Raw genomic sequence first — 24,414 nt, forward strand, 5'->3', positions numbered from 1 at the left:
TTGAAATCGTTAAAATGGTTGATTTATATATTAGGATTATCCTTAGCGATCCAGCCTTTTTTCTTGGCAGGTCAAGCAATGGCGCAATCCAACCGAGTTCAAGTCAAAGATGATTGGGTTCAACCTTCAAAAGAAAGCAAAACAAAAACGCAGCATCTATCAGAAGACGTAGTGACCTTATATGGACAAGAAGACCGCACTGAATTTACCTATCAAGTGGATCAGGAAAAAACAGAGTCAAGCACATTGACGTTAAATATAGAGGCTTCACCATTATTGATTTCACCTTCTTCATTCACTGTTATGATTGATGGAGAGATCGAAAAGACCATCCCTGTATCAGGGAAAAACCAGAAGAAGTCGATTCAAATCAAGTTGAACAAAGCACAATTGAAAAAAGGTACTCACCGCATTCAGGTCACATTTTATGGTGTCTTAAAAGAAGGCGTGTGTATCAACCAAGAGACACCTGCTAATTGGCTAAAAGTGTATCCTGAAAGTGAACTTGTATTCAAAGGAATTCAAAAGAAAGACCTCGCATTAGACAACTTTCCATCACCTTTTATTCAAACGGGTGATCAGAAAGAACAGACAGACATTGTCATTCCTAATTCACCGGATGGAGCTGAATTAGAAGCAGCCATCAAAGTATACCGTACGTTGAAAAACAAAGATCGCCAAAAAGAGATCAAACTTATCCAAGAAAAGGACATCAAGCAAGTGACGCACCCAACGATTGCTGTGGGAGCTAAAGGAAGCTGGGATGGACGGATGAAAACGATTGAACAAGCTGCAGGAATTAAAACGAAAAGCAGTCATCTTACGTTAGCGATGAGAACTTTGACAGCAAAGAAAACAGAACAGCCCATTTTATTTGTGACAGCGGAAAAACCTGTGACAATTGCTGAAAAAATCAACGTTCTGACTCAGTCAGCATTAACGGGTCAACTGACTGGAACGGACTTACTGATTCAAAAGACTGCAGCTCAAACGTCTAAACCATCTCACAAGATTCGTTTGAAAGATTTTGGCGGAGATGATGTCACGGTTGGGACCAACAAGACGGCATCCGACCACTACTATTATCCGAAAGCGCTACTAGCTAACCAAAAATCAGGTGCAAAGCTCAATCTTTCATTCAAAAAATCTGATACAGCAGCAAGCAAAACAGAACGGTTAACTGTTATGATCAATGACGAACCGCACGACGTACCATTAACAAAACTAGGCAACAAAGATGCGAATGGATTCTATCATGTCTCGATTCCAGTAGATGCAAAGATACTTCAAAAAAATGAATATATTGATTTGCAATTTGTCACAAGTGGTTTTAAAAACATGGAATCCTGCAGACATACGGATGAAGAAGGCTGGATATTCATTGACAAAAATAGCTCTCTTCAAATACCAGAAGGAACAATGAGTGAAAAGCCAGATTTAGCCGCATGGCCGCTCCCGTTCACTTCGAAAAATACATTGATCATCATACCAGATCAAATCAAACGTGAAACAATCAATCAAATGACCATGTTGACGGAATCTTTTAGTCAGCCAGAAGTAGCTCAATATCATTTAATGAAAGCTTCTCAAGTCACAAATGAACAATTGAAAAATCACCCTCTCATTTTCATCGGAGGCATTCAAACATTCTCTCTTCTGAAAGAAAACGCAGCCGATCTCGTTGTTCCGGTGAAAAAGGATCAGTATGATGTATCTTCTTTCGGCATGATCAACGAAACAACGGCTCGAATTGTATGGACGCAGCCATCTGTTTGGAATAAAGAACAGACAATGACAGTCTTCTCAGGAATGACTGCAGCTGAAGCTAACGTGTCAAATGAAGTAATGCAATTTCTTCAAACAAATACAGAAAAAGCAACAGTTGCAATAGAGAGTAAAAACAAAGGTGTGTTTTCTAATCATCAATCCGTCAGCAGCACATCGAACAGTCTGAAAACAAGTGAAAAACAAAGCAGCAGCGAGGCTTGGATTTACTTTGCGTGTATCGCTGCACTCATCCTTTTTGTGCTTGTGATGATTGTCTATTTCGTACGAAAAAACCGTAAAAAGACTGAGTTCTAAACGATCAAAAGACCTTGAAAAAATCTCTTTACTTTGGTGTCAAACGGGAGTATGATCTCTTTTATAAAAGACCAATCGCTGAATCATTTCGATGAGCGGGGGAACCAATTGTGGTGGTATAAAACACCACGTGGGGTGAATCCTTTTAAGGTAGGGCAAAATCTCATGCGCCCGAATCCGTCAGCTAACCTCGTAAGCGTTAAAGAGAGCAAAGACCAACCTGTGATCTAAACAATAGGCACAGGGGCATTCTATTGCCTCTGTGTCTTTTTGGCGATCCAAAATTTTGTAACTCAAATCGTTTGACACTAAAGGAGCGGGCAACACATGTACAGTTTGATGAAGCGTATTTTAATTGGTAAACCATTAAAATCACAGGCAGCAGGAGAACAAAAACTATCAAAAATCAAAGCTTTGGCATTATTGTCATCAGACGCATTGTCGTCAGTCGCATACGGTACAGAACAAATCTTGATTGTTCTATCAGTTGTCAGTGCGGCAGCGTTTTGGTACTCACTCCCGATTGCAGGTTGTGTATTAATCCTTTTAATGGCGTTAATTCTATCTTACCGCCAGATTATTTATGCTTATCCAGAAGGCGGCGGGGCGTATGTCGTCTCCAGCAGAAACTTAGGTGAAAAACCAGGGCTGGTTGCTGGTGGATCATTACTCGTCGATTACATTTTAACCGTAGCAGTGAGCATTTCTGCTGGGACCGATGCGATCACATCGGCTTTTCCAGCTCTATATCCATATCATGTCATGATCTCAATCGTATTAGTTCTAGTGATTATGGTGTTAAACCTTCGTGGACTGACAGAGTCGGCATCTATTTTGGCTTATCCTGTGTACCTATTTGTCTTTTCATTGCTCATTTTAATTGGAGTGGGCGGGTTTAAACTATTAACAGGGCAAGTGCCGCCAGCACCTGAACATACAGCATTTGGCACACATGTATCAGGCATCACGTTATTTCTTTTATTAAAGGCATTTTCGTCTGGCTGTTCTGCTTTAACTGGTGTTGAAGCGATTTCTAATACAATTCCATCCTTTAAAAAACCAGCTGCACAAAATGCAGCGAGAACTTTATTGATGATGGGGGGATTACTGGCCGTTCTATTTGTAGGAGTGACATTGCTTGCGTTTGGTTTTGGCATCTCGCCAAAGCCAGAAGAAACGGTTGTGTCACAGATTGCATCAGACACATTTGGACGGACATTTTTCTACTATGTCATTCAGGCTGTCACAGCTTTAATTTTAATATTAGCGGCAAACACAGGTTTTTCAGCTTTTCCATTATTGGCTGTCAACTTAGCAAAAGATAAATATATGCCGCGCATGTTTACAGTGAGAGGAGATCGGCTTGGTTATTCCAATGGTATTATCTTTTTAGGTGTAGCTTCTATGCTGCTCATTTGGCTATTTGATGGGAAAACGGAACACCTCATTCCACTTTATGCTGTCGGTGTGTTTATTCCATTTACCTTGTCTCAGACAGGTATGTGTGTAAAGTGGATTCGTGAAAAACCACAGGGATGGAAAATGAAAATGCCTATCAATATCGTGGGAGCACTTATTTCATTTACGGTTTTCATGATTCTCATTTTGACCAAGTTCCATCTTGTATGGCCAGTATTTGTTTTCATGCCAATTGTTCTATTTATTTTTCATTCTATTAAGAAACATTATCTGTCTGTTGGAGAACAATTACGTTTATTGAATGAAACCGAGCCTGTCGAAATCAAAGGAAATGTGGTCATCGTCCCAATAGCAGGTGTCACACGTGTCGTCGAACAATCTGTGCAATATGCAAAATCCTTATCAGACCAGGTCATAGCGGTTCATGTATCGTTTGATAAAGAGAAAGACAAGAAAATTGAAGCTGATTGGGAAAAGCTGAATAGTGATGTGCGTCTTGTGATTTTACATTCGTCTTATCGAAGTCTCATTCATCCGCTTGATAAATTTCTTGAAACGATTGAAGCGAAAGCAAATGCACATCAATATAGATTGATGGTGCTCGTCCCTCAATTTATTCCGAAAAAAAGATGGCACACCATTTTGCACAATCAATCTGCTTTCTTATTAAGATTCCGTTTATTATGGAAACGGGATATTGTTGTCGCCACTCTTCCATATCACTTTAAAAAGTAGCAAGAGCAAGTTGAAACGTTTGATCAAAAGGGTGCGGTGGTATGGAGTAAGAAAAAAGGAGTTTTCTCACATGCCGCAAAGAACCGCAGGAAAAGAAGTAACAGCGCTACTGGAAGAGTGGGGCGTGAAACATATTTATGGAATGCCCGGCGACAGTATTAACGAATTAATCGAAGAACTAAGGCATGAATCAAGCAAAATTCAATTTATACAAACAAGACATGAAGAAGTGGCAGCACTTTCAGCAGCAGCTGATGCGAAACTAACAGGCAAACTTGGTGTTTGTTTATCAATTGCTGGGCCAGGTGCTGTCCACTTATTAAATGGACTATACGATGCAAAAGCGGATGGTGCACCTGTATTAGCGATAGCAGGGCAGGTTGCCTCAACTGAAGTAGGCAGAGATGCATTTCAAGAAATCAAATTAGAGCGGATGTTTGACGATGTTGCTGTCTTTAATCAGCAAGTACAAACAGCAGAAGCTCTGCCTGACTTATTGAATCAAGCCATCAAAGCTGCTTATACCCATAAAGGGGTGGCGGTTCTCACTGTCTCAGATGATTTATTTTCTCAGAAAATTAAGCGGAGTCCCGTTTATACATCTCCTCTTTACGTAGAGGGAGACGTGCGGCCCAAGAAAGATCAACTGCTAAAGGCTGCTCAACTCATTAACAATGCGAAGAAGCCAGTCATCTTAGCAGGAAAAGGATTAAGAAATGCTAAAGAAGAGCTTCTTTCGTTTGCAGAAAAGGCAGCTGCACCAATCGTCATTACACTTCCTGCAAAAGGTGTTGTTCCAGACAGGCATCCATACTTTTTAGGGAACCTAGGTCAGATCGGGACGAAGCCTGCATATGAAGCGATGGAAGAGTGCGATTTATTAATCATGCTTGGAACCTCCTTCCCATATAGGGATTACTTACCGGAAGACACACCTGCCATTCAATTGGATATCAAACCGGATCAGATAGGTAAAAGATATCCAGTAGAAGTGGGGATTGTAAGTGACAGTAAAAATGGTCTTCATGAACTAACCTCTTATATTGAATATAAAGAGCAGCGCGGTTTCCTTGAAGCTTGTACAGAGCATATGATGAAGTGGCGAGAAGAAATGGATAAGGAAAAATCTATTGCCACATCACCGCTTAAACCGCAGCAAGTCATCGCTAGATTAGAAGAAGCGGTAGATGATGATGCCATTCTTTCAGTTGATGTCGGTAATGTGACGGTATGGATGGCACGTCATTTCGAAATGAAACAGCAGGATTTCATTATTTCCAGCTGGCTTGCCACAATGGGCTGTGGTTTACCTGGCGCAATATCAGCTAAATTAAACGAACCAAACCGCCAAGCCATTGCTGTCTGTGGTGACGGAGGCTTCACAATGGTGATGCAAGATTTTGTGACGGCGGTAAAATATAAACTGCCAATTGTCGTTGTGATCTTAAACAACAACAACCTTGGTATGATTGAATATGAACAACAGGTAAAAGGCAACATCAACTATGGTATAGAGCTGGAAGATATTGATTTTGCAAAATTTGCAGAGGCATGCGGCGGTAAAGGAATCTCGGTGTCATCACATGAAGAACTAGCACCAGCCTTTGATCAAGCACTTCAAGCTGATAAACCTGTGATCATTGATGTTGCGGTGACCAATGAACCACCGTTACCTGGTAAAATCACATACACACAAGCAGCAGGCTTTAGTAAATATTTATTGAAAAAATTCTTTGAAAAAGGTGAGCTGGATATCCCTCCACTCAAGAAAAGCCTCAAACGCTTTTTCTAAACAGCAGGTAGTCGGTCCTCCAATTAGGGGGACTGACTTTTTTGTTGAACAAGGAAAAACATTTCAATTGTCACTTGTTTTCTTTTGTATAAAAATATACAGACTGGATTTTCGTAACTTAAAGCCTATTTTTCCAATTCGGTGAGAAAGGTAAAATAGACTTTATGATCAATAATGGAGGGAGTGGCTTCTTCTGGGCAAGATACTTGATGCAAAAGCACTAACCAGTGCCATGGATACAAGGGCAAAACACTATCAGGAACTCCGCGAACAAATGATAGATTTAAAAAAGGCATTACAAGGTGTTGCCAACCTCGGTGACGACTTCACTGGAAAAGGTGCCGATAACATTAAAAGCTTCTACAAAGAACTCGCTGGAAATGTGGACATGTTTATTAGCTTCATTGATAAACAAAAAGCCTTTCATGAAGGTGTTTCTGGGACACTTGATGATACAAATTTTGGCGGCGACACCTTTGTAGAAGAACACTTTTTAGACAACGCTGTACATATGGGCATCAAAAACGCCAAAAGCATTGTAAAGGATCAAAAAAAGGCACTCAAAACGATTTTTCAAGATATTGATGACCTCATTTCTCTGGAGGTATTTGATAGTAAAACCTTTGACGAAAAGATTGCAGATGCGGAAGATGAACGCAAGAAAACGGTTAAAGATTTAATAGAACTTGATCAAAATCTAAAAGATGAATATGCTTTGTCAGAGACTGAGGAGAAGGCTACAATGGCATTGTACGCAGAAATGATCAATGCCACAAATGACGGAAAATCCATTTCGCCTATGAATTTTGACAAGAAAGCGTATCAAAATAGCGAAATCTACAAGGCAAAAAGCGATATTGAGAAGCAAACGTCTGAATATCTAAAAATCAAAAATGATCAAGAAGAAGCTCGCAAGATCGCAAAGGAACAAGAAGCACTCGCCAACCGTCCGTGGTATGAAAAAGCTCTTGATTACGGAGGAAATATCGTCAATGAACTGACAGGCGTGAACGATGCAAAACGTGCCGCAACAGGTGTCGATCCGATCACAGGTGAAGAACTCACCGCAGGACAGCGAGTCGCCGCAGGCGGCATGGCAGCAGCAGGCTACATCCCGATCGTTGGTTGGGCAGGTCGCATTTTCAAAGGCGGAAAGGCTGTCTATAAAACGACTCAAGCCACGTCCGCCGCAGTCAGAGCAGTCGACATCTATAAGACGTCACAAAAGTCCTTTGATGCTTTAAAAACATCGCAAAAAGGCTTATACGGTCTTACTGCGACCAACGGCTTCAGCGAAGCGATTACGGGTCGTGACATGTTTGGAAATAAAGTCTCGAAAGAACAGCAGGAAGCGAGTATGAATGCGGCTCTGGGGATGCTTTTGCCGTTTGGGGCGAAAGGGTTTCATGGGAAGATGGGGATTAAAAAAACAAGTGGTTTAAGTAAAATACCTGAAAATAGCATTAAACATTCTAATAAAGGAGATTTCACAACAAACCCTAAAACAGGGAATATTTCAAAAATGAAGGGTGGAGGACACGGACAACACAATATAAAATTCTTACAAGAAAATAATATAGAATATAATATAAATAAAGTATATGAGAACGGTGTTAGGATAGGGAATGTGCCTGGTCATAAGGTGAAAGCAAAACGAACAGGTTCTAACCAATCTTGGTTCCCAGAAAACTGGACAGAATCTGATATTGCGGCAGCGGGTGCCAAAATTGTTGAGTCACCTGATTTTTCTAAAGTGGAAAATGGAGTGGCTATCTTTGGTGAATATAAAGGAGTAAGAGTTGGAGTTATTAAAACCAATGGAGAAGTAGGAACTATTTTTCCGGATGCTACAAAACAACCTTAATGTGGAGGATCAACATGGACATTGAAAATAAATTAAATAGAGTATTAGATAAAAGAAAAAAATTAGATTTAAATGATGATTACGGTATACAGAAGAGTTGGGATGAAATAATAGAAATTCTCGGAGAAAACGAAGAGAGAACGTTGGAATATTTAGAACGTTGCAGTAAAGAAGATTTATATTGGATAAGTGAAGTGTTTGAAGACATATCAGAAGTTTTACAAAGTAAGGAATTAATTAAATGTTTGCGTAGGTTGGATAAAAAATATCCTGAATTAGAGATGAAACAAGATATTGATCTAGCAGAAAGCTATATTGAAGATTAAATTTTATGATCTATTTAACTAATAATAATATGTTAATCTAATCCAATCACCACATAAAAGGAGAATCAGCCATGTTATGGATTTTCACACAAAACCAGCAAAGTCTGGTCCACGTCAATGAAGTCACAGTACAGGGTAAAAAAATTGAAGGGATCATGGGAAATGATTCTTGGACAAAAACTCTCGGCAAGTATGACTCAAGCGATCGAGCAGCAGAGATTCTGCAAGACATTGTAAAGTCGGTTGAAGAAAATCAAGGTGCATCTATTACGTACCGAATGCCTCATCAATAAAAAAGAAACCACCTTTCCATCGCGAAAAGGTGGTTTTGTTTATGAAGGTGTTTTGGTAAAGGCTAAAAATAACGGAATGCCTGTGCCGACAAGTGTTGTGGCAAAAAGGAACATACCGCAAATGAATAGAAAATGACTGGCTGAAAAGACGAGTGCCAGAATGAGAAATACGATGCTGAGTCCTGCCATGCTATAGGATGGGACAAAGCGGCGTTTGTATGTGGCTTTCTTTGTTAGGAATGAGAAGAAAATGCCAAATAATAAAGGGACAATCCATAAGTAAAATAAAATAATAAGAGACATACATCATACCTCGATTTTTTCCTTCTATTTTATCAGATGCCAATCACAACGGATACTACAAAGCTTCACTTTGTAAAATAGTTCATGCAATCGACACAATTAAGTGGGCTGATTGATCGAATTCGTTTTTTGTTTCACATACTCAGGCTGTAAAAGTGCGTACACACAGTGATCGGCAAAGTGGTCGCCCAGCCATTCACATTGTCTTAAAATGCCTTCAAGTGAAAAAGATAAACGCTCTGCGATGCGTCTACTTTTTTGATTATCGACAGCGGCCCTGATTTCAATGCGGTGTAGACCGCACTCTTCAAATAAATAGTGAATGACTGCTTTGCATGCTTTTGTCATGATGCCTTTTCCTTGATAGCCTTCCCCGAGCCAATAGCCAATGGAAACCGTCCGATTAATCCAATGAATTTGGTGGGTGCCAATGATACCAACGAGTTCTCCATGTGACCAGATTCCAGCCTGAAAACCATTGTTTTGCAAAGCTTGCTGCATGGCACCTTGAATAAACGCCATGCTATCTTCTTCTGTCTGCGTCGAATCGACCCATAGCATCCATTCACGTAAGTGCTCTCTTGAGCGTTGGATGAGCAGATACAGACTTCTCGCGTCTCTTGGTTCAAGCAGCCGCATGGATAGATCTTGATCCTGATAAAAAAACATGTGATCACATCCTCTCAAGGGAAATTCTACCACAACCCGATATAAAAGACAGCATGATCACTGTCTTTTACATAAACGTATCCACAATTAAAAACAGATTAAGTGCGACAACAAGAGCTGCTATCACCCAAGATATTCCTGTCACCCAGCGAGCATTCGTCAAATCGCCCATAATTCGTTTTTTACTTGTAAACAAAATGAGCGGAATTAAAGCAAACGCAATGCCAAATGATAAGACCACTTGACTCATCACAAGCGCAGATGTCGGATTGACCCCAGATGCAATGATCGCAATAGGAGGAATGATGGTAATCAGCCGGCGGACATAAAGCGGAATGCGGTATTGAATAAAACCCTGCATAATAATATCGCCTGACAGTGTACCGACAGAAGAGCTGGAAAGTCCGGCTACAAGCAAACCTACACCAAATAAGATCGCTGACACAGGACCTGCGAGAGTTCCAAAATGCTGAAATGCTACATCTAAATCCTCAACAAAAAGACCATTTTTAAAAAATAAAGCAGCTGCTACAATCAACATGCTGGCATTGATGGCGCCAGCAACGATCATCGCAATGAGGATGTCTAAAAACTCAAAACGAAAAATCAGCTTTTTCTCTTTTTCCGTTCTGCCGACGACTCTTCTTTGCGTTAAGGCTGAATGGAGATAGATCGCATGCGGCATCACCGTAGCGCCTAAAATACCAGCGGCAAGCAGTACGCTGTCTGTCCCTTCAAACCTTGGAATGAACAGTCCACCGGCGACACTTGCAAGATCAGGTTTGGCGACAAAGGTTTGTACAGCGAAAGCAATCACGACAACAAACAGCATGCCGGTAATTCCTGCTTCTAACGCTCGATAACCTCGTCTTTGGAGTTCTAAAATGGCAAAAGAACCGATCGCTGCAATAATCGATGCTTCAAGCAGCGGGATACGAAAGAGTAAGTATAAACCAAGGGCAGCCCCGATAAATTCGGCTAAATCTGTGGCGATAATGACGAGTTCGCCCTGAATCCATAAACCAATCGAGACTGGTTTTGGAAACTCTTCTCGAGCAATTTCAGGTAAATTTTTCCCTGTTGCGATTCCAAGCTTTGCAGACAAAGACTGGATGAGTAAGGCCATGAGATTGGATATGAGAATGACCCATAACAGAAGGTAGCCATATTTCGAACCAGCCGCAATGTTGGTCGCAAAGTTTCCTGGATCAATATAGGCAATGGCTGCGATAAAAGCAGGCCCGAGAAAAGGAAGGAGCCTTCTAAATCCTTTCACCTTTCCTTCAAGTGCACGCTCCGCTGCCACTGACATGTGGGCTTGTGCCTCGATGTATTTGTTTGTCATATGTCATCACCTAGATTCTACAAAGTTTTGCTTTGGCACAAAAAGTTTCCTCGATGCAATTTTTAATCATCATATGCCCATCTTCATGAAAAGTCAACTATCTGAACTAATAGGTTTGTTTATCATATGTAAGTGAAAAAAATAGATACCTTGTCAATCAACACATAAAAAACACCGCCTCTTATCTTAGGCGGTGCATCCTCTGCTTCCTCTTCTTTTGTATCGTTTTTTAAGAGACCCTTGATCCAACGCTGCGGAAGATCAAGCTTAAAATAATGACAAAAATGGCTGCTCCTAAGATCGCTGGAATGATCGCAAATCCTGCCAGACTAGGACCCCACGTTCCAAGTAATCCATGACCAATCCAAGCACCTGCAAGCCCGGCAATCATTGAACCGATCCAGCCTCCTGGCACACTGCCTCCAGCAAGTGCACTCCCAATGAGACCAATGACAATCGCCACAACTAATGAAATCAGAAATCCTAACATGTTGATCACTCCTCTTTTGTTTGTTTACTAAGCAATAACCGTTTTAAAAGAGATTAAAACCTTTCGGAACCACTTCAATGTTCGATACGTATGATGGACAAGGATTGTGTATAATAACAGACATATACTTGAACGGCATCTAAGGAGGCAAATGGCATGGAGGAAAGAGAGTGGCTAAAAGCACAATTAAAAGAGATTGAAAAGTGGGAGAAAGACCAGCAAAAGGTATGGTTTTGGGAGAAACTCAGCCGGCTTCCATTTCAAATGCTGGACAAGCTGACCCCTGCCTTTATTCAAAAAAAAATCGGTGTGTTATTAGATGAGATGGGGCACTATATTCAATCAGGCGGTGTCTATTTGACGTCAGAGAAAGGCATTATTCATCAATTTCAAAAGAAATGTGCCGATGAATCGATTCAGCGTATTGAAGATATTGAGGCGGCTCCGATCGAGGTCATGGATGCCATTAGTGATCAGATGGGGAAAAACCGAACAAACCTCGCCACTGTGCAAGGTGCGACAACAGGTGTCGGAGGTATGTTTACATTAGCGGCAGATATTCCGGCTGTCCTCGGTCTCTCTTTAAAAACATTACAGGATATCGCCGTCACCTATGGCTATGATCCGAAAAATAAAGAAGAACGAGTCTTTATCATTAAATGTTTACAGTTGAATTCTGCTGACGTTGTTGGGAAAAAATCAATATTAAAAGAGCTGAAGAGCTATCATGCATCAGAAGGGAAGCACGAAAACATGATCTCTCAAATTCAAGGATGGCGTGAGGTCGTATATAACTACCGTGATTCGTTTGGTTGGAAGAAGCTGTTTCAACTTGTTCCAATTGCGGGGATTTTGTTTGGTGCAGCGTCCAACCGCTCACAGTTAAAAGGAATTGCCGAAACAGGCATCATGCAATATCGAAAGCGCAGAATATTATCAAGATTAGAGGAGCTCGCTCAGCAAGAACAGCGTGACTCCGGTGCATAAAAAAATCCCTCTCTAAAGGGATTTTTTTATTTGGTTTCAGTATCTTCTTCAAACGCTTGAATCGGAGAATATTCATAGCGTGCCCGGAGCTCGCGGATTTGTTTGATCAAGGTGGAACCGATGATCCTTTCTGCTTCATCATATAAAGGATCGAGCGCCTTCATCCATTTTTGCCGCTCTGCTGGTGTTAATTCGTGTATGGCAATTGGAGATTCGCGTTTAATATCCTCCAGCTGATCCTTGTTCATTTGTTCGGCATGTTTTTCGTTCCATGCCGTTGTTTCTTCCATCGCTTCGAGTAAAATTCGCTTCGTCTCAGGTGTTTGACGATCAAAAAAAGATTGATCCGTTAAGACGACATACCCTAAATACCCGTGATTACTGATCGTCATATAGTCTTGTATATGATAGAATTTTTTTGAATAAATATTTGAAATTGTATTTTCTTCACCGTCTACTTTTTTTGTTTCTAGCAGCTGAAACGTTGAATTAAACGATTCCTGATAGGGTTTTGCGCCAAGAAGCTTGAATTGCTTTTCAATCATGTCACTTTGCATAATACGGAGAGATTGTTTTTTTAAATCACTAGGCTGCTTGATAGGGCCTTTATTCGAAGTGATTTGCTTAAAGCCATTTGTCCAGTAGGCCATTCCCTTTAGTCCGTCTTTTTGCAGTGTGCCGAACAGTCTCTGTCCAATCGCACCATGTAACCCTTCTTGGACAGCATCGTAGTTAGAAAAGGCAAAGGGCAGATCAAGTGCCAGCCATTCAGGGGACAGCATGCCGAGCTTTGACGTAGACGGAGCAATAAATTGAACTTGATTCTCTTTTAGTGCATTAATTTCTTCGATATCAGAATAAAGACTCCCGTTTGAAAAGATTTGAATGCTGATCCTGCCATCGGATTTTTCGTGAACAAGCTCAGCAAATTTCTTTGCAGCCAGCCCTTTTGGGGTATTATCTGCGACAACATGGCTGAATTTGAACACAAGCTGATCCTTCAGCCCTGTCTGTTCATCGTCGAAGGTCGTCGCTGATTTAGGCATCATATGATAAAAGCCAAAGTATAAAGCGGTTACAAAACCGATGATGAGCAATAGCGTATAGGCGAGTAAATTCTTCATGCGTCAGATCCCCCTTATGTCAAGGATACTTGACAGAGGAAGAATTCGTAAAGATACAGGTGAAAAAATGATGAGAAATCGACTGAAATTACAACAATTATCTATTAGATGGAAGCTCACCATCCTCACATATTTCGTTGTCATTTTTGCCCTTTTAATCGGAGGAATTGTTCTGGTCGGGGGAATTCAGCAAACAGAGGAACGAGAACTTCGAAAAAGGCTCATGAACACGGCAAGAACAGTGGCTGAGATGAATGAGGTAAAGCAGGCATTGGATGGTCAGACAAAGGAGCGTGCGCGTTTGCAGCATGCCATTGAAGAGATTCGGATTATCCAAGATGCTGACTACATTGTTGTCATGGATATGGATCACGTGAGATTGACACATCCAGTGAAAACAAGGATTGGCCAGCGCTCTGAGGGGACAGATGAAGAACCTGCCTTTGCAGAGCATATCTATTTCTCAGAAGCACAGGGAGAGCTTGGCACAGCCATTAGAGCTTTTTATCCAGTAAAGGATGAAAAATTTAACCAAACAGGGGTTGTACTAGTCGGAAGAACATTGCCGAGTATGGCAGATATATTAGGAGAAATGAAGCAGGATATCCTCATGATCCTTCTGCTCACGCTCAGCTTCGGGCTTGTCGGTTCATTTTTGCTCGCCCGTCATATTAAACAACAAATGTTTAAGCTGGAGCCGCATGAGATTGTCAGAATGCTAGAGGAACGCACCGCTACCTTTCATTCCATTAATGAAGGGGTCATTGCCATTGATAACCAGCACATGATCACCATTTTTAATGAAAAAGCAAAGCAAATTTTCAGCGTGACAGGTGATGTAGTGGGCCGAAATATTTGGGATGTGCTGTCAGATACAAGGCTTCCAGAAATCATTGACCGCGCAGAACCCGTCTACAATGAAGAAATTCATATGAGCGGAAAGCGGATCATGAGCAGCCGAATTCCGATTGTGATGAAAAAGAAAATCATCGGAGCGGTTGCGATTTTTCAGGACCGGACAGAGGCGGCCAAATTGGCGGAGGAATTAACCGGGGTGAAGAACTTCGTTGATGGCCTGCGGGTGCAAAATCATGAACATATGAATAAGCTTCATACAATTGCGGGATTAATTCAGCTGGGGAAAGCCGATCAAGCGCTCGATTTAGCGTTTCAAACGACCGAAGAGCAGGAGCATGTGACGGACTTTCTCCACCGTGTGATACAGCATGATGCAGTTGCAGGTTTATTGATGAGCAAGATAAGAAGGGGCAAGGAGCTAGGCATAAAGGTTGAAGTAGATGAAAATAGCAATCTGCGCGATTTCCCAGAGCTGCTGGATCAGCATGATATGACGAAGCTGCTTGGCAACCTGATCGAGAACGCCTTTGCCGCGTATGATACTGTAGAAAGAGACACAAAACTCATTTCTATTAGTATTGATCAAACAGAGGATGTCCTCGCGATCTTAATTGAAGATTATGGATCTGGAATAGAAGAGGACATGATTCCTCATATTTTCGACAAAGGCTTTACTCACGGTAAAGAAGGCGGAACAGGCTACGGGCTGTATATTGTAAAAACGATTATCGACAAAGGAATGGGAAATGTAGAAGTCACATCAAGCATCGGCATTGGTACCACCTTCTCAATCGAATTCCCAATGACAATAGAGGAGAGAGACAGATGACTCAGATTAAGGTGCTATTAATTGAAGATGATCCGATGGTGCAAGAAGTCAATAAAGAGTTCATTAAGAGTGTCCCTGGCTTTCAAGTTGCGGCTGTAGCAGGAAATGGCGAGCAGGGCATCCAGCTGATCAAAGACATTCGCCCAGATCTTGTGGTGCTCGATGTGTATATGCCTAAAAAAGATGGCATCAAAACACTGCAAGACATCAGAAAGCAAAAGATACAGGTGGATGTGATTGTGATTTCGGCAGCAAAGGACAAAGAGACGATCGGCACCATGCTTCAAAATGGTGCCCGAGATTATATCATTAAGCCATTTAAGTTTGAACGGATGAAAGAATCTCTTGAAAGCTATAAAGCGTTTAAATCAAAAATTCGTACCGCAGCAGAATTTTCTCAAGAGATGCTCGATGATATCATACGAAAGCCTGCAGTTAAGCAGGAAGAGACATGGCTTCCTAAGGGGCTGAATGTGCATACGATGAATGAAATTAAAGCCTATATGCGTCTGCAAGAAGGAGCGCAGTCTGCAGAGGAAGTAGCCAATGCACTTGGGATTGCACGTGTCACGGCACGCCGTTATTTAGACTTCCTTGTAAAAGAAGGCGAGCTGAAATTAGATATGCAATATGGCGGGGTCGGACGCCCTGTGAATAAATATATCGTACATTCTGACTAAGAGACCAAAAAGACCAAAATGTACGATATGTCCATAAGCTTCACAGCCTTTGATGAAATCGCTATCATTTATCTACAGATAACAGTTAAGCGTTTACATCAAAGGGTGAGGGAGTTGATTTTTTATGAAGAGGCTATTGAAGAACCTGACATTTCAGGTCGTTGCAGCTGTCATTATCGGGATCATTGTTGGGATGGTTTGGCCAAACGTCGGGAAAGAAATGAAGCCGCTTGGTGACACATTTATTAATGCAGTGAAAATGGTCATTGCACCCATTATTTTCTTAACCATTGTTCTTGGAATTGCCAAGATGGGGGATATGAAAAAGGTTGGAAAAGTTGGGGGAAAAGCTTTTATCTATTTTGAAGTTGTGACGACGCTTGCGCTTGTCATCGGACTGTTTGTGGTCAATATCATGAAGCCAGGAGCGGGTCTTGACTATAGTAAGCTTGAAAAAGGGGATGTCTCGCAATATACCCAAAATGGGGGACAGGGTATCGACTGGATGGAGTTTGTCACACACATTGTGCCATCTAACATGGTAGATGCCTTTGCAAAGGGAGATATTTTACAGGTCTTATTCTTCTCTATTTTATTCGGTGTTGCGCTCGCTGCACTTGGCGAGAAGGGGAAAGGCATCATCGAATGGCTTGATAAGCTGTCGCTTGTCTTCTTTAAAATCATTGGTTACATCATGCGTGCCGCGCCATTAGGGGCATTTGGAGCAATGGCTTATACAATCGGACACTTCGGTTTAGCTTCAATTAAACCACTGGCTAGTCTAATGCTTTCCGTTTATATGACGATGTTCCTGTTTATTTTCGTCGTGCTGAACATCATTTGTAAAATGTATGGCTTCAGCCTGTTCGGTTATCTCCGTTTTATCAAGGATGAAATTTTAATTGTTCTTGGCACAAGTTCTTCAGAATCTGTCCTGCCAAGAATGATGGATAAAATGGAACGCTACGGGTGCTCTAAGTCAGTCGTTGGACTTGTCATTCCGACAGGCTATTCCTTTAACTTAGATGGAACCTCAATCTACTTGTCCATGGCCGTGGTCTTCTTAGCGCAAGTGTTTGGGGTGGACCTATCCATCGGACAGCAAATCACGATTATCCTTGTTCTGATGCTCACATCAAAGGGAGCAGCTGGAGTCACAGGAAGCGGATTTATCGTGCTGGCTTCTACACTTGCTGCACTTCAGGTTATCCCGCTAGAAGGTCTTGCACTGCTATTAGGGGTCGACCGTTTCATGAGTGAAGGAAGAGCGATTACGAACCTGATTGGAAATGGAATTGCTACAATTGTTGTAGCGAAAAGTGAAGGGGAATTTGACGAAGCGAAGAGTAAAACAGCGCTACAGGAAATGCGAAATATCAAGCAGGCTGTTTAGTATAAAAACAACCAAAAACCGAAACCTTATGTTCTACATGGGGTTCGGTTTTTTCTTGTGTAAAAAAAGAAAAAACATAAAAGCTTGATTAATTTAGGACGAATCGTAAGACCTCATTGACCTTTTGTTATATAATTTACAGAAAGATCCGATATAATGAATATGAGATCCAACGAAAAATAGACTTTAGTCCTGGCAGGTGTGTAACGTATGACGGCATTTTTTAAATTGTTCGAAAAACCTGGTGTCAAGAGGTTTTCAGTATTTGTAGTATTAGCCACAGCATTATATCTATTAAGAGGAATGATGAATTTAATTCTCCTGACCTTCATTTTCACCTTTTTAATGAACCGGTTAGAAGAGGTCATAAGAGGCTTTTTAAATCGCTTCCTGAAAATAGGACAGAAATCAGTCATCACCATTTTGTACATCCTTCTAGCTGGTGGATTGACGTTTGGCGGCTTTGTGTTTGTGCCCATCATCGCGAAACAGGTGGAACAGTTATTTCATTTAGGGAAAAAGATTGCAGATCATCCACAAGATTTACCCTTCTTTGACGTCGTCACCAATGTGTTCGGAGATTTCAAAATATCTTCTTTCTTCGAGAAAGGGTTTAATTTCCTCTATACATACTTAACAGATTTCAGCACGTTCAGTATCCAGGTCATTATGTCCTTAATATTAAGCATGTTCTTCCTGTTCGAAAAGGAACGCCTCATTCAATTCATGAATAAGTTCAAAACGAGTAAAATCTCCGTGTTCTATCATGAAATTGCCTTCTTTGGACGTAAGTTTTCCAGAACATTTGGTAAGGTACTTGAAGCACAGTTCATCATTGCAACAGTTAACTGTGTCTTAACGACAATTGCGCTTGGCATTATGGGCTTCCCGCAATTATTTGGATTAGCGGTCATGGTCTTCTTGTTAGGTTTAATTCCGGTAGCGGGTGTGGTCATCTCTCTCGTTCCACTCAGCATCATTGCGTATACACTTGGAGGCGGAATGTACGTCCTATATATTGTGCTGGTGATCGTGATCATCCATGCCATTGAAGCCTACTTCTTAAATCCGAAGCTCATGTCAGCTAAAACAGAGCTCCCTATTTTCTTCACGTTTATTGTCCTGATCTTTTCTGAACACTATATTGGCATTTGGGGCCTGATTATCGGCATCCCAATCTTTGTGTTTATCTTAGATATCTTGGAGGTCACGAATAAGGAAGAAAGTAATTAAAAAGTTCATATGAACCTGTTTACAATTTTCTAAAAATAAGGTATAAATAGTATGAAAATATCATATTACCACACGCTTAATCCTTCTAAAGGAATGGGGGACCCAAGTTTTTGGGGTGAATTTTTCTTATTTAAGAAAAAAGGACATCTCTTCGTCCTAACCCGTCAGCTAACCTCATCAGCGTGAAGAGAGTAGACAGTGGTACACGTATGGACACGCAGGCCCACGAGAAGACTCTCTCGTGGGCCTTTTTGACGAGGAAGGGGAGATTTTATTGAAGCTTGCGACGAAAATTATTATTGCTTTAATTGTAGGTGCAATCACAGGACTACTGCTCAACATTTTTGCTCCAAATGTATTCAAAGTGTTAGACCCTTATCTATTTACACCTCTAGGTCAAATCTTCTTAAACCTGATTAAAATGTTAGTTGTGCCGATTGTCTTCTTTTCGATCACACTTGGTGTAGCAGGCCTTGGCGATCCGAAAAAACTTGGCAGAATCGGCGTGAAAACCATTACTTACTTTCTACTCACTACGACTTTTGCCATCATTATTGGCATTTCATTGGCCTTACTTATTAAGCCAGGCGCATTCGGTAATTTTGATACGAAAGCGGCAGAATATTCCGCTGAGGAAGCCCCATCAATGGCAGACACACTACTCAACATTATTCCAACCAATCCAGTCCAATCTCTAGTTGAAGGAAACATGCTTCAAATTATCGTCTTTTGTGTATTTTTAGGTCTCGGCATTGCCTTGCTCGGTAAAAAAACAGAAGGTTTGCTGAAGCTGTTTGAACAAGGAAATGAATTAATGATGTATCTTGTCGGTGTTGTGATGAAATTCGCACCGTACGGGACATTCGGTTTGATCGCAACGGCGATTGGCAGTCAGGGGCTCGATGCCATGAAAGCGATGGGACTTTACTTCTCAGTCGTCTTAATTGCGCTGATCTTGCATTTCTTCCTGACCTATGGGTCAACCGTTGCCCTATTAGCTAAACGAAATCCAATGGCATTCTTTAAAGGATTTTCTCCAGCAATGGTTGTGGCATTTAGTACATCAAGCAGTAACGCAGTGCTGCCAGTATCAATGGAAACAGCTCAAAAGCGTTTAAAGGTGCCAGAACCTATTTCAAGCTTTGTGCAGCCGCTAGGTGCGACCATTAATATGGATGGTACAGCGATCATGCAAGGGGTTGCGACTATTTTTATCGCACAAGTGTATGGAGTTGAATTAACCCTTGTTCAAATGCTGACAGTTGTCTTAACGGCAGTACTAGCAAGTATTGGCACAGCAGGTGTCCCAGGGGTAGGGCTCATCATGCTAGCCATGGTTTTAAATTCCGTGAATCTTCCTGTTGAGGGCATTGCGCTGATCCTTGGCATAGACCGCTTATTAGACATGGCAAGAACCGTGGTCAATATTACAGGTGACGCAGCATGTGCGGTGATTGTTTCTGAAACCGAAAAGAAACATGAGAAGGAAGCACCAACACCTAATTTATCACTTTAACAACAAGAAGGGCTGACTGGATCAGCCCTTTTTTTCGTGGAACGGCTTGTCTAGCGTGATATACTTTTTACAGGATGAGCGGCCGTAACTGCCGCCATAGGTTTTACATTAGAAGGAGGAACCACTTTGCAGTCTGCTGTTTTACACATAGAGAACGTCGATAAACAAATTGGCCGGCATCAAATTTTGCAACATATTTCGATGGACATTAGGCAAGGGGAAATTGTCGGTTTACTTGGACCAAATGGGTCTGGAAAAACGACCTTGATTCGATTGATCGTTGGCTTGATGAAAAAAAACAACGGCCGGATCATCATAAATGGATATTCTCAAGATGATGATCATCAAAAGGCGATGTCATCTGTTGGGGCGATCATAGAAAATCCGGAATTTTATTCATATTTAACAGGTTTTGAAAACCTTGAGCTGTATGCGTCTATGCATGATGGAGTTTCAGAAGAGCGCATTCTTGAAGTGGTAAAAAGAGTTCGTCTGGAGCACGCCATTCACCAGAAGGTCAAAACGTATTCACTAGGGATGAAACAAAGGCTCGGGATTGCACAAGCCATTTTGCATAAGCCCAATCTGCTCATTTTAGATGAACCAACAAATGGGCTTGATCCCGCAGGAATGAAGGAGTTTCGAGAGCACTTGCAAATGCTTGTACAAGAAGAGGGTGTCTCTGTGTTATTTGCTACACATCTTTTGCATGAAGTAGAAGAGCTTTGTGACCGCATGATCATCATCCAAAAAGGACAAATCAAAGCCAATACAAACCTTCGAGACATGGAAGGAAAAGAGCAGGTGTTGATGAATATTCAGCCAGTAGAAAAGGCAGTTTCATGGCTAGATACGCAAGGATATACATATGAACAAAGGGATCAGCATGTGCTGGTTCAACTGAATAAAGACCGTGTGCCGGAGCTGAATAAACAGCTTGTCTTAGCAGAATTTGATGTACTTGAAATGACGCCTCAAAAACAATCAATTGAAGAGGCCTTTATGAAATGGACGGAAGGTGGGACGGCAGATGCTTCAACTCATCAAGAATGAACATAAAAAAATCACGAGACAAAAGATCACATTCATTGCACTTGGACTGATTGTTGTCTTTCAATTGACGATGGCTCTAGCATTGAAACGAGTCATTTCCGGGCTTGGCGGGCAAGATACAGTCGCGAACTATTTTGCTTATTCCACGAATGTTGTGTTTATTTTACAAGTGTTCGCTGTCGTGATTGGCGCCACATTGATCTCAACAGAGTTTCAAAAAAGAACCATCAAGTTCTTGTTGATCCGGCCAAAGACAAGGCTTCATATTTTCTTGGCAAAATACATCACTCTTGTGCTGATGGTCCTTTACCTGTTTGTTTTTTATTATGTGTTCGCTTTTCTTTTTGGCCTTATTTTCTTTGGTACTGATTTTGATGAAAGCACTGGGCGATTATTTCTGCACACATTTGCTGTGATTGGATCACAGTGGGTGGAAGTGGTCATGATGGCAAGCTTTGCTTTTCTGTGCTCAAGTTTGTTTAGAAACAGTCTGATTGCACTTGTGACTTCATTTTTCGTCTTATACGCGGCGAAATCATTAGTGTCGATCATGTCTCTGTTAGAAAATCAGTGGGGGAAGATTCTACTTTTCGCTAATACGGACTTTACACAATACAGTTTTCAAGGTCCGCCGCTCTTTCAGGGCATGAGCCCTCTGTTTTCACTATTCATTGTAGGGGCGCATTTCGTTTTCTTTGTTGGTGCTGCTTGGCTCCTTTTTTGGAAGCGTGATGTAAATGTGTAAAAATTGTGTCAAATAACAAGAAAAATTCGTGACATCTTTGTGAAAACGAGTCTGTATTTCACGATAACCGGCTGATTTTGTCTTATAATAAGACAGAGTCATGGAGGTGGCACTATCGTGAAAAATTTTATTACGGCTTTACCTATTTTGTTGCTGTTGTCGTTTTCGTTTGTGTCTTTTGCCTTCCAGTTTGATCATCTTGTTTATTTCAGACTAGCGCTAGGGATCTTTTCATTAGCGGGTCTTTTCTTTCTGTATACACTTAAAAGAAACATGAAATGGTTCATGGTCTATTTGTATGCGAGCTGGATCGTTCTTGCTGCCGTTACGACATTTGAAGAACCCGTGTTTTCACAATTCTTCTTCGGTGGTTTAACGATGACAATGGGTTATCTAACATATATGCTCATCTATTTAGGAATGAAACAAGACCGTGTAGCGAAATCACATTAAAACAAAAGCCGATAAAATCGAAGAATAGATTTTATCGGCTTTTTCTTTTCTTCAGGCAAATAAAAAAGCAGCCATCTATTTGACTGCTCTTCTTGTGTTTATGATTCACGTCCAGCAGCGGCAAGCTGCTTCTGGTGCTTTTTGTCGATGGTTGCGTATATACTTTCCATCATCTTAGGGTCTCGCATGATCGCTTCCTTGTTTTCTTCAATCAATTGCTGATACGTTTTGATTTTCTTCTTAGACATGTAACTCAACGCTCCTTTGGTAGAATGGATTCTATAAGATTTCACACAGATGAAATTGATAATCATTTTCAATTAGCAACTCCATTATACAAAGCAGAATGTCATAAGTAAAGATTCAATTCAGAAAATTCACGTAACCGACATATTCCCATCCATATCGACGATGAATTCTTTCCCAGGAAATAATCCGCTGTCAAACCTTGTCATGAAATCAGATCAAACATTCCCTGCCGATGTTGAAACGTTTTAGCCGCACATCTCGTCTTATGAAGAGATTTGATTTAAAAGGATATAAAAAAAGACACCAGCATGAGTTGGCTGATGTCTCCATTCAAATGAGTTATGAAACGTGTTCTTGAAGAAACTCTGTTACTTCTTCAGGTGATTTAGCGTTGGCACTGTGTAAATGACCTGTTTTTTCGCCATTTTTGAAAATTAACAGGCTAGGAATTCCCATGACCTGATACGTTTCCGCTAACTCAGGAAAGTCGTCTTTGTTTATTTCAAACCATTCATTCTGAGCATAAGCCTCTAAGATGTCTGGAATGAACATGTCCATTCTAGTGCAATCAGGGCACCATGTCGCAAAGAATTTAACGATGACCTCTTTGTCTGATTGAATGATTTCGTTGAATTGTTCAGTGCTTGTAATTTTTTTCAATTTGTCACAACTCCTTTTCAATGTCATTTTAATATAAAATAAAGGCGAATGACATACAAATGCTCGGGGGGGCGCTTACAATCTTTACAAATCATTTCAATTCCGTAACAACAAAAATTAATTAGAGCATTTTTGCTTGAAAGTGATAAGATAGTAAAGATGAATTTTAGTGGGGGGAGTATCCATTGAAAATAAGTTTAGGATTGGTTTACGGCGGAAAGTCAGCCGAACATAATGTATCACTGCAAACAGCCCTTGCAGTTACAAAAGCACTTAACACTGAGAAGTTCGATATACATCCAATTTATATTACAGAAGAGGGCGAATGGCTAAGAGGAGAAAAACTCACTGAACCAGTATCAAACGTCAAAATGCTTCAATTTGAACAAAATGCAAAGACGTTTTTACCAACTTCTTTAAATGAAAGCATGTTTCCACAGCCTGCAGCAGCTGATGAAAAGATTGATGTTGTCTTTCCATTGCTACATGGGCCAAATGGTGAAGATGGGACCATGCAAGGGTTACTTGAACTATTGAATATCCCGTATGTTGGTAACGGCGTTCTCGCGTCTGCTGCGGGTATGGATAAAGTCATGATGAAAGATGTGTTTGCTCAAGCTGGACTTGCGCAGGCAAAGCACCTTTCCTTCAATAAAAAGGATTATGAGAAAGCCATATCAGACAGTCTAGAACAGGTAGAAGCAGTTCTCGGGTATCCTTGTTTTGTGAAACCTGCCAACATGGGATCAAGTGTCGGAATTAGTAAATGCCGCAGCAAAGAAGAGCTGCAAACAGCATTTGATTTGGCTTTCCAATATGATCGTCGTGTTGTTGTGGAAGAAGGCGTTGTAGGACGAGAAATTGAAATTGGTGTATTAGGAAATGACGAGCCGAAATGCTCAGTTGTTGGTGAAATTGCACCTAAAACAGATTTTTATGACTACAAAGCAAAATATGAAGATGGCGATACAGATTTGATCATTCCTGCGAGTGTGTCAGAGGAAGAGTACAAGACGATTCATGATATGGCGATTAAGGCATTTAAAGCCATTGATGGATCTGGCCTCGTACGTGCAGATTTCTTCCTAACAGAAGAAGGCGAAGTGCTGATCAATGAAGTGAATACAATGCCAGGGTTCACACCTTTTAGTATGTTCCCGCTGCTTTGGAAACATACTGGTGTAGAGTATCCTGAGCTGATTGAGAAGCTGGTGTCACTTGCAATTGAGCGCCATCAAGAAAAACAAACCATTAAAACCACTTTTTAATGTAAGAAGCAAGCAGACACTATCCTACAGGTAGTGTCTCTTTTCCTT

Annotated in this window: 23 protein-coding genes and 2 riboswitches; of the genes, 16 read left to right on the plus strand and 7 right to left on the minus strand. The window is 41.1% G+C overall.

Annotation, left to right across the window (positions count from 1 at the left end; genetic code table 11):
* From LCD34_RS12780 to LCD34_RS12805, 6 genes are all read left to right on the plus strand, one after another.
* A complete protein-coding gene (locus LCD34_RS12780) occupies positions 1-2,082 on the plus strand; it encodes a cellulose biosynthesis cyclic di-GMP-binding regulatory protein BcsB (RefSeq protein ID WP_224559241.1) in 2,082 nt (693 codons plus the stop codon).
* 66 nt (positions 2,083-2,148) lie between these two features.
* Positions 2,149-2,296: riboswitch (cyclic di-AMP (ydaO/yuaA leader) on the plus strand.
* 113 nt (positions 2,297-2,409) lie between these two features.
* Complete coding sequence (locus LCD34_RS12785; RefSeq protein ID WP_224559243.1) at positions 2,410-4,236, plus strand: APC family permease; 1,827 nt, start codon at positions 2,410-2,412, stop codon at positions 4,234-4,236.
* A 70-nt stretch (positions 4,237-4,306) separates the two neighbouring features.
* Positions 4,307-6,028: a pyruvate oxidase gene (locus tag LCD34_RS12790; protein ID WP_224559245.1), complete on the plus strand. Its 1,722-nt coding sequence runs from the start codon at positions 4,307-4,309 to the stop codon at positions 6,026-6,028.
* Positions 6,029-6,260: 232 nt separating this feature from the next.
* Positions 6,261-7,892 (plus strand): T7SS effector LXG polymorphic toxin, encoded by a 1,632-nt coding sequence (locus LCD34_RS12795; RefSeq protein ID WP_411910429.1) that lies wholly within the window; start codon positions 6,261-6,263, stop codon positions 7,890-7,892.
* Positions 7,893-7,906: 14 nt separating this feature from the next.
* Entirely contained in the window at positions 7,907-8,218 is a 312-nt protein-coding gene (locus LCD34_RS12800) for a hypothetical protein (RefSeq protein ID WP_224559247.1), read from the plus strand.
* Positions 8,219-8,289: 71 nt separating this feature from the next.
* Positions 8,290-8,511 (plus strand): hypothetical protein, encoded by a 222-nt coding sequence (locus tag LCD34_RS12805; protein ID WP_057078442.1) that lies wholly within the window; start codon positions 8,290-8,292, stop codon positions 8,509-8,511.
* A gap of 39 nt (positions 8,512-8,550) precedes the next feature.
* Here LCD34_RS12805 and LCD34_RS12810 read toward each other — a convergent pair whose 3' ends face one another.
* The 4 genes from LCD34_RS12810 to LCD34_RS12825 all read right to left on the minus strand — a co-directional run bounded on the left by LCD34_RS12810 (position 8,551) and on the right by LCD34_RS12825 (position 11,318).
* Complete coding sequence (locus LCD34_RS12810; RefSeq protein ID WP_008346966.1) at positions 8,551-8,814, minus strand: hypothetical protein; 264 nt, start codon at positions 8,812-8,814, stop codon at positions 8,551-8,553.
* A gap of 99 nt (positions 8,815-8,913) precedes the next feature.
* Positions 8,914-9,483, minus strand: a complete 570-nt coding sequence (locus tag LCD34_RS12815) for a GNAT family N-acetyltransferase (RefSeq protein WP_017358408.1) — start codon at positions 9,481-9,483, stop codon at positions 8,914-8,916.
* Between the two features lie 67 nt (positions 9,484-9,550).
* Positions 9,551-10,828, minus strand: coding sequence for an Nramp family divalent metal transporter (locus tag LCD34_RS12820; protein ID WP_072368454.1), 1,278 nt, complete (start codon positions 10,826-10,828; stop codon positions 9,551-9,553).
* A 229-nt stretch (positions 10,829-11,057) separates the two neighbouring features.
* Positions 11,058-11,318 (minus strand): GlsB/YeaQ/YmgE family stress response membrane protein, encoded by a 261-nt coding sequence (locus tag LCD34_RS12825; RefSeq protein ID WP_003214275.1) that lies wholly within the window; start codon positions 11,316-11,318, stop codon positions 11,058-11,060.
* 156 nt (positions 11,319-11,474) lie between these two features.
* Here LCD34_RS12825 and LCD34_RS12830 point away from each other — a divergent pair, with 156 nt between their 5' ends.
* A complete protein-coding gene (locus LCD34_RS12830) occupies positions 11,475-12,305 on the plus strand; it encodes an EcsC family protein (RefSeq protein ID WP_007496524.1) in 831 nt (276 codons plus the stop codon).
* A gap of 26 nt (positions 12,306-12,331) precedes the next feature.
* Here the strand turns inward: LCD34_RS12830 and LCD34_RS12835 are convergent, their stop codons facing one another.
* Complete coding sequence (locus LCD34_RS12835; RefSeq protein WP_224559249.1) at positions 12,332-13,429, minus strand: TRAP transporter substrate-binding protein; 1,098 nt, start codon at positions 13,427-13,429, stop codon at positions 12,332-12,334.
* Positions 13,430-13,496: 67 nt separating this feature from the next.
* On the opposite strand from LCD34_RS12835, the gene LCD34_RS12840 reads away from it, so the two are divergent.
* From LCD34_RS12840 to LCD34_RS12875, 8 genes are all read left to right on the plus strand, one after another.
* On the plus strand, positions 13,497-15,116 hold the full coding sequence (locus LCD34_RS12840; RefSeq protein ID WP_411910430.1) for an ATP-binding protein: 1,620 nt from the start codon (positions 13,497-13,499) through the stop codon (positions 15,114-15,116).
* Positions 15,113-15,796 (plus strand): response regulator, encoded by a 684-nt coding sequence (locus LCD34_RS12845; RefSeq protein ID WP_035704203.1) that lies wholly within the window; start codon positions 15,113-15,115, stop codon positions 15,794-15,796. Before LCD34_RS12840 ends, LCD34_RS12845 begins: the two co-directional genes overlap by 4 nt.
* Positions 15,797-15,920: 124 nt before the next feature.
* Positions 15,921-17,189 carry a C4-dicarboxylate transporter DctP gene (gene dctP, locus LCD34_RS12850; protein ID WP_008346948.1) on the plus strand — a complete coding sequence of 423 codons (1,269 nt, stop codon included), beginning with the start codon at positions 15,921-15,923 and terminating at the stop codon, positions 17,187-17,189.
* Positions 17,190-17,399: 210 nt separating this feature from the next.
* Positions 17,400-18,422, plus strand: coding sequence for an AI-2E family transporter (locus LCD34_RS12855; RefSeq protein WP_035704206.1), 1,023 nt, complete (start codon positions 17,400-17,402; stop codon positions 18,420-18,422).
* A 63-nt stretch (positions 18,423-18,485) separates the two neighbouring features.
* A riboswitch (cyclic di-AMP (ydaO/yuaA leader) is annotated at positions 18,486-18,619 on the plus strand.
* A gap of 77 nt (positions 18,620-18,696) precedes the next feature.
* On the plus strand, positions 18,697-19,938 hold the full coding sequence (locus tag LCD34_RS12860; protein ID WP_025206789.1) for a dicarboxylate/amino acid:cation symporter: 1,242 nt from the start codon (positions 18,697-18,699) through the stop codon (positions 19,936-19,938).
* 126 nt (positions 19,939-20,064) lie between these two features.
* Complete coding sequence (locus LCD34_RS12865; RefSeq protein ID WP_035390386.1) at positions 20,065-20,991, plus strand: ABC transporter ATP-binding protein; 927 nt, start codon at positions 20,065-20,067, stop codon at positions 20,989-20,991.
* Complete coding sequence (locus LCD34_RS12870; RefSeq protein ID WP_046342723.1) at positions 20,969-21,736, plus strand: ABC transporter permease; 768 nt, start codon at positions 20,969-20,971, stop codon at positions 21,734-21,736. The genes LCD34_RS12865 and LCD34_RS12870 overlap by 23 nt, the downstream gene beginning before the upstream one ends.
* Before the next feature lie 117 nt (positions 21,737-21,853).
* Complete coding sequence (locus tag LCD34_RS12875) at positions 21,854-22,189, plus strand: hypothetical protein (protein WP_017366657.1); 336 nt, start codon at positions 21,854-21,856, stop codon at positions 22,187-22,189.
* A gap of 98 nt (positions 22,190-22,287) precedes the next feature.
* On the opposite strand, the gene fbpB is transcribed toward LCD34_RS12875, so the two are convergent.
* A complete protein-coding gene (gene fbpB / locus LCD34_RS12880) occupies positions 22,288-22,437 on the minus strand; it encodes a Fur-regulated basic protein FbpB (protein ID WP_017366658.1) in 150 nt (49 codons plus the stop codon).
* A gap of 340 nt (positions 22,438-22,777) precedes the next feature.
* Positions 22,778-23,098, minus strand: a complete 321-nt coding sequence (locus tag LCD34_RS12885; RefSeq protein WP_008346934.1) for a thioredoxin family protein — start codon at positions 23,096-23,098, stop codon at positions 22,778-22,780.
* 185 nt (positions 23,099-23,283) lie between these two features.
* Here LCD34_RS12885 and LCD34_RS12890 point away from each other — a divergent pair, with 185 nt between their 5' ends.
* Positions 23,284-24,366, plus strand: a complete 1,083-nt coding sequence (locus LCD34_RS12890) for a D-alanine--D-alanine ligase (protein WP_007496503.1) — start codon at positions 23,284-23,286, stop codon at positions 24,364-24,366.
* The last annotated feature ends 48 nt before the right edge of the window (positions 24,367-24,414 follow it).

The sequence above is a fragment of the Bacillus sp. RAR_M1_44 genome (genome assembly GCF_020165935.1).
In the GTDB taxonomy this organism is placed as follows: domain Bacteria; phylum Bacillota; class Bacilli; order Bacillales; family Bacillaceae; genus Bacillus; species Bacillus altitudinis.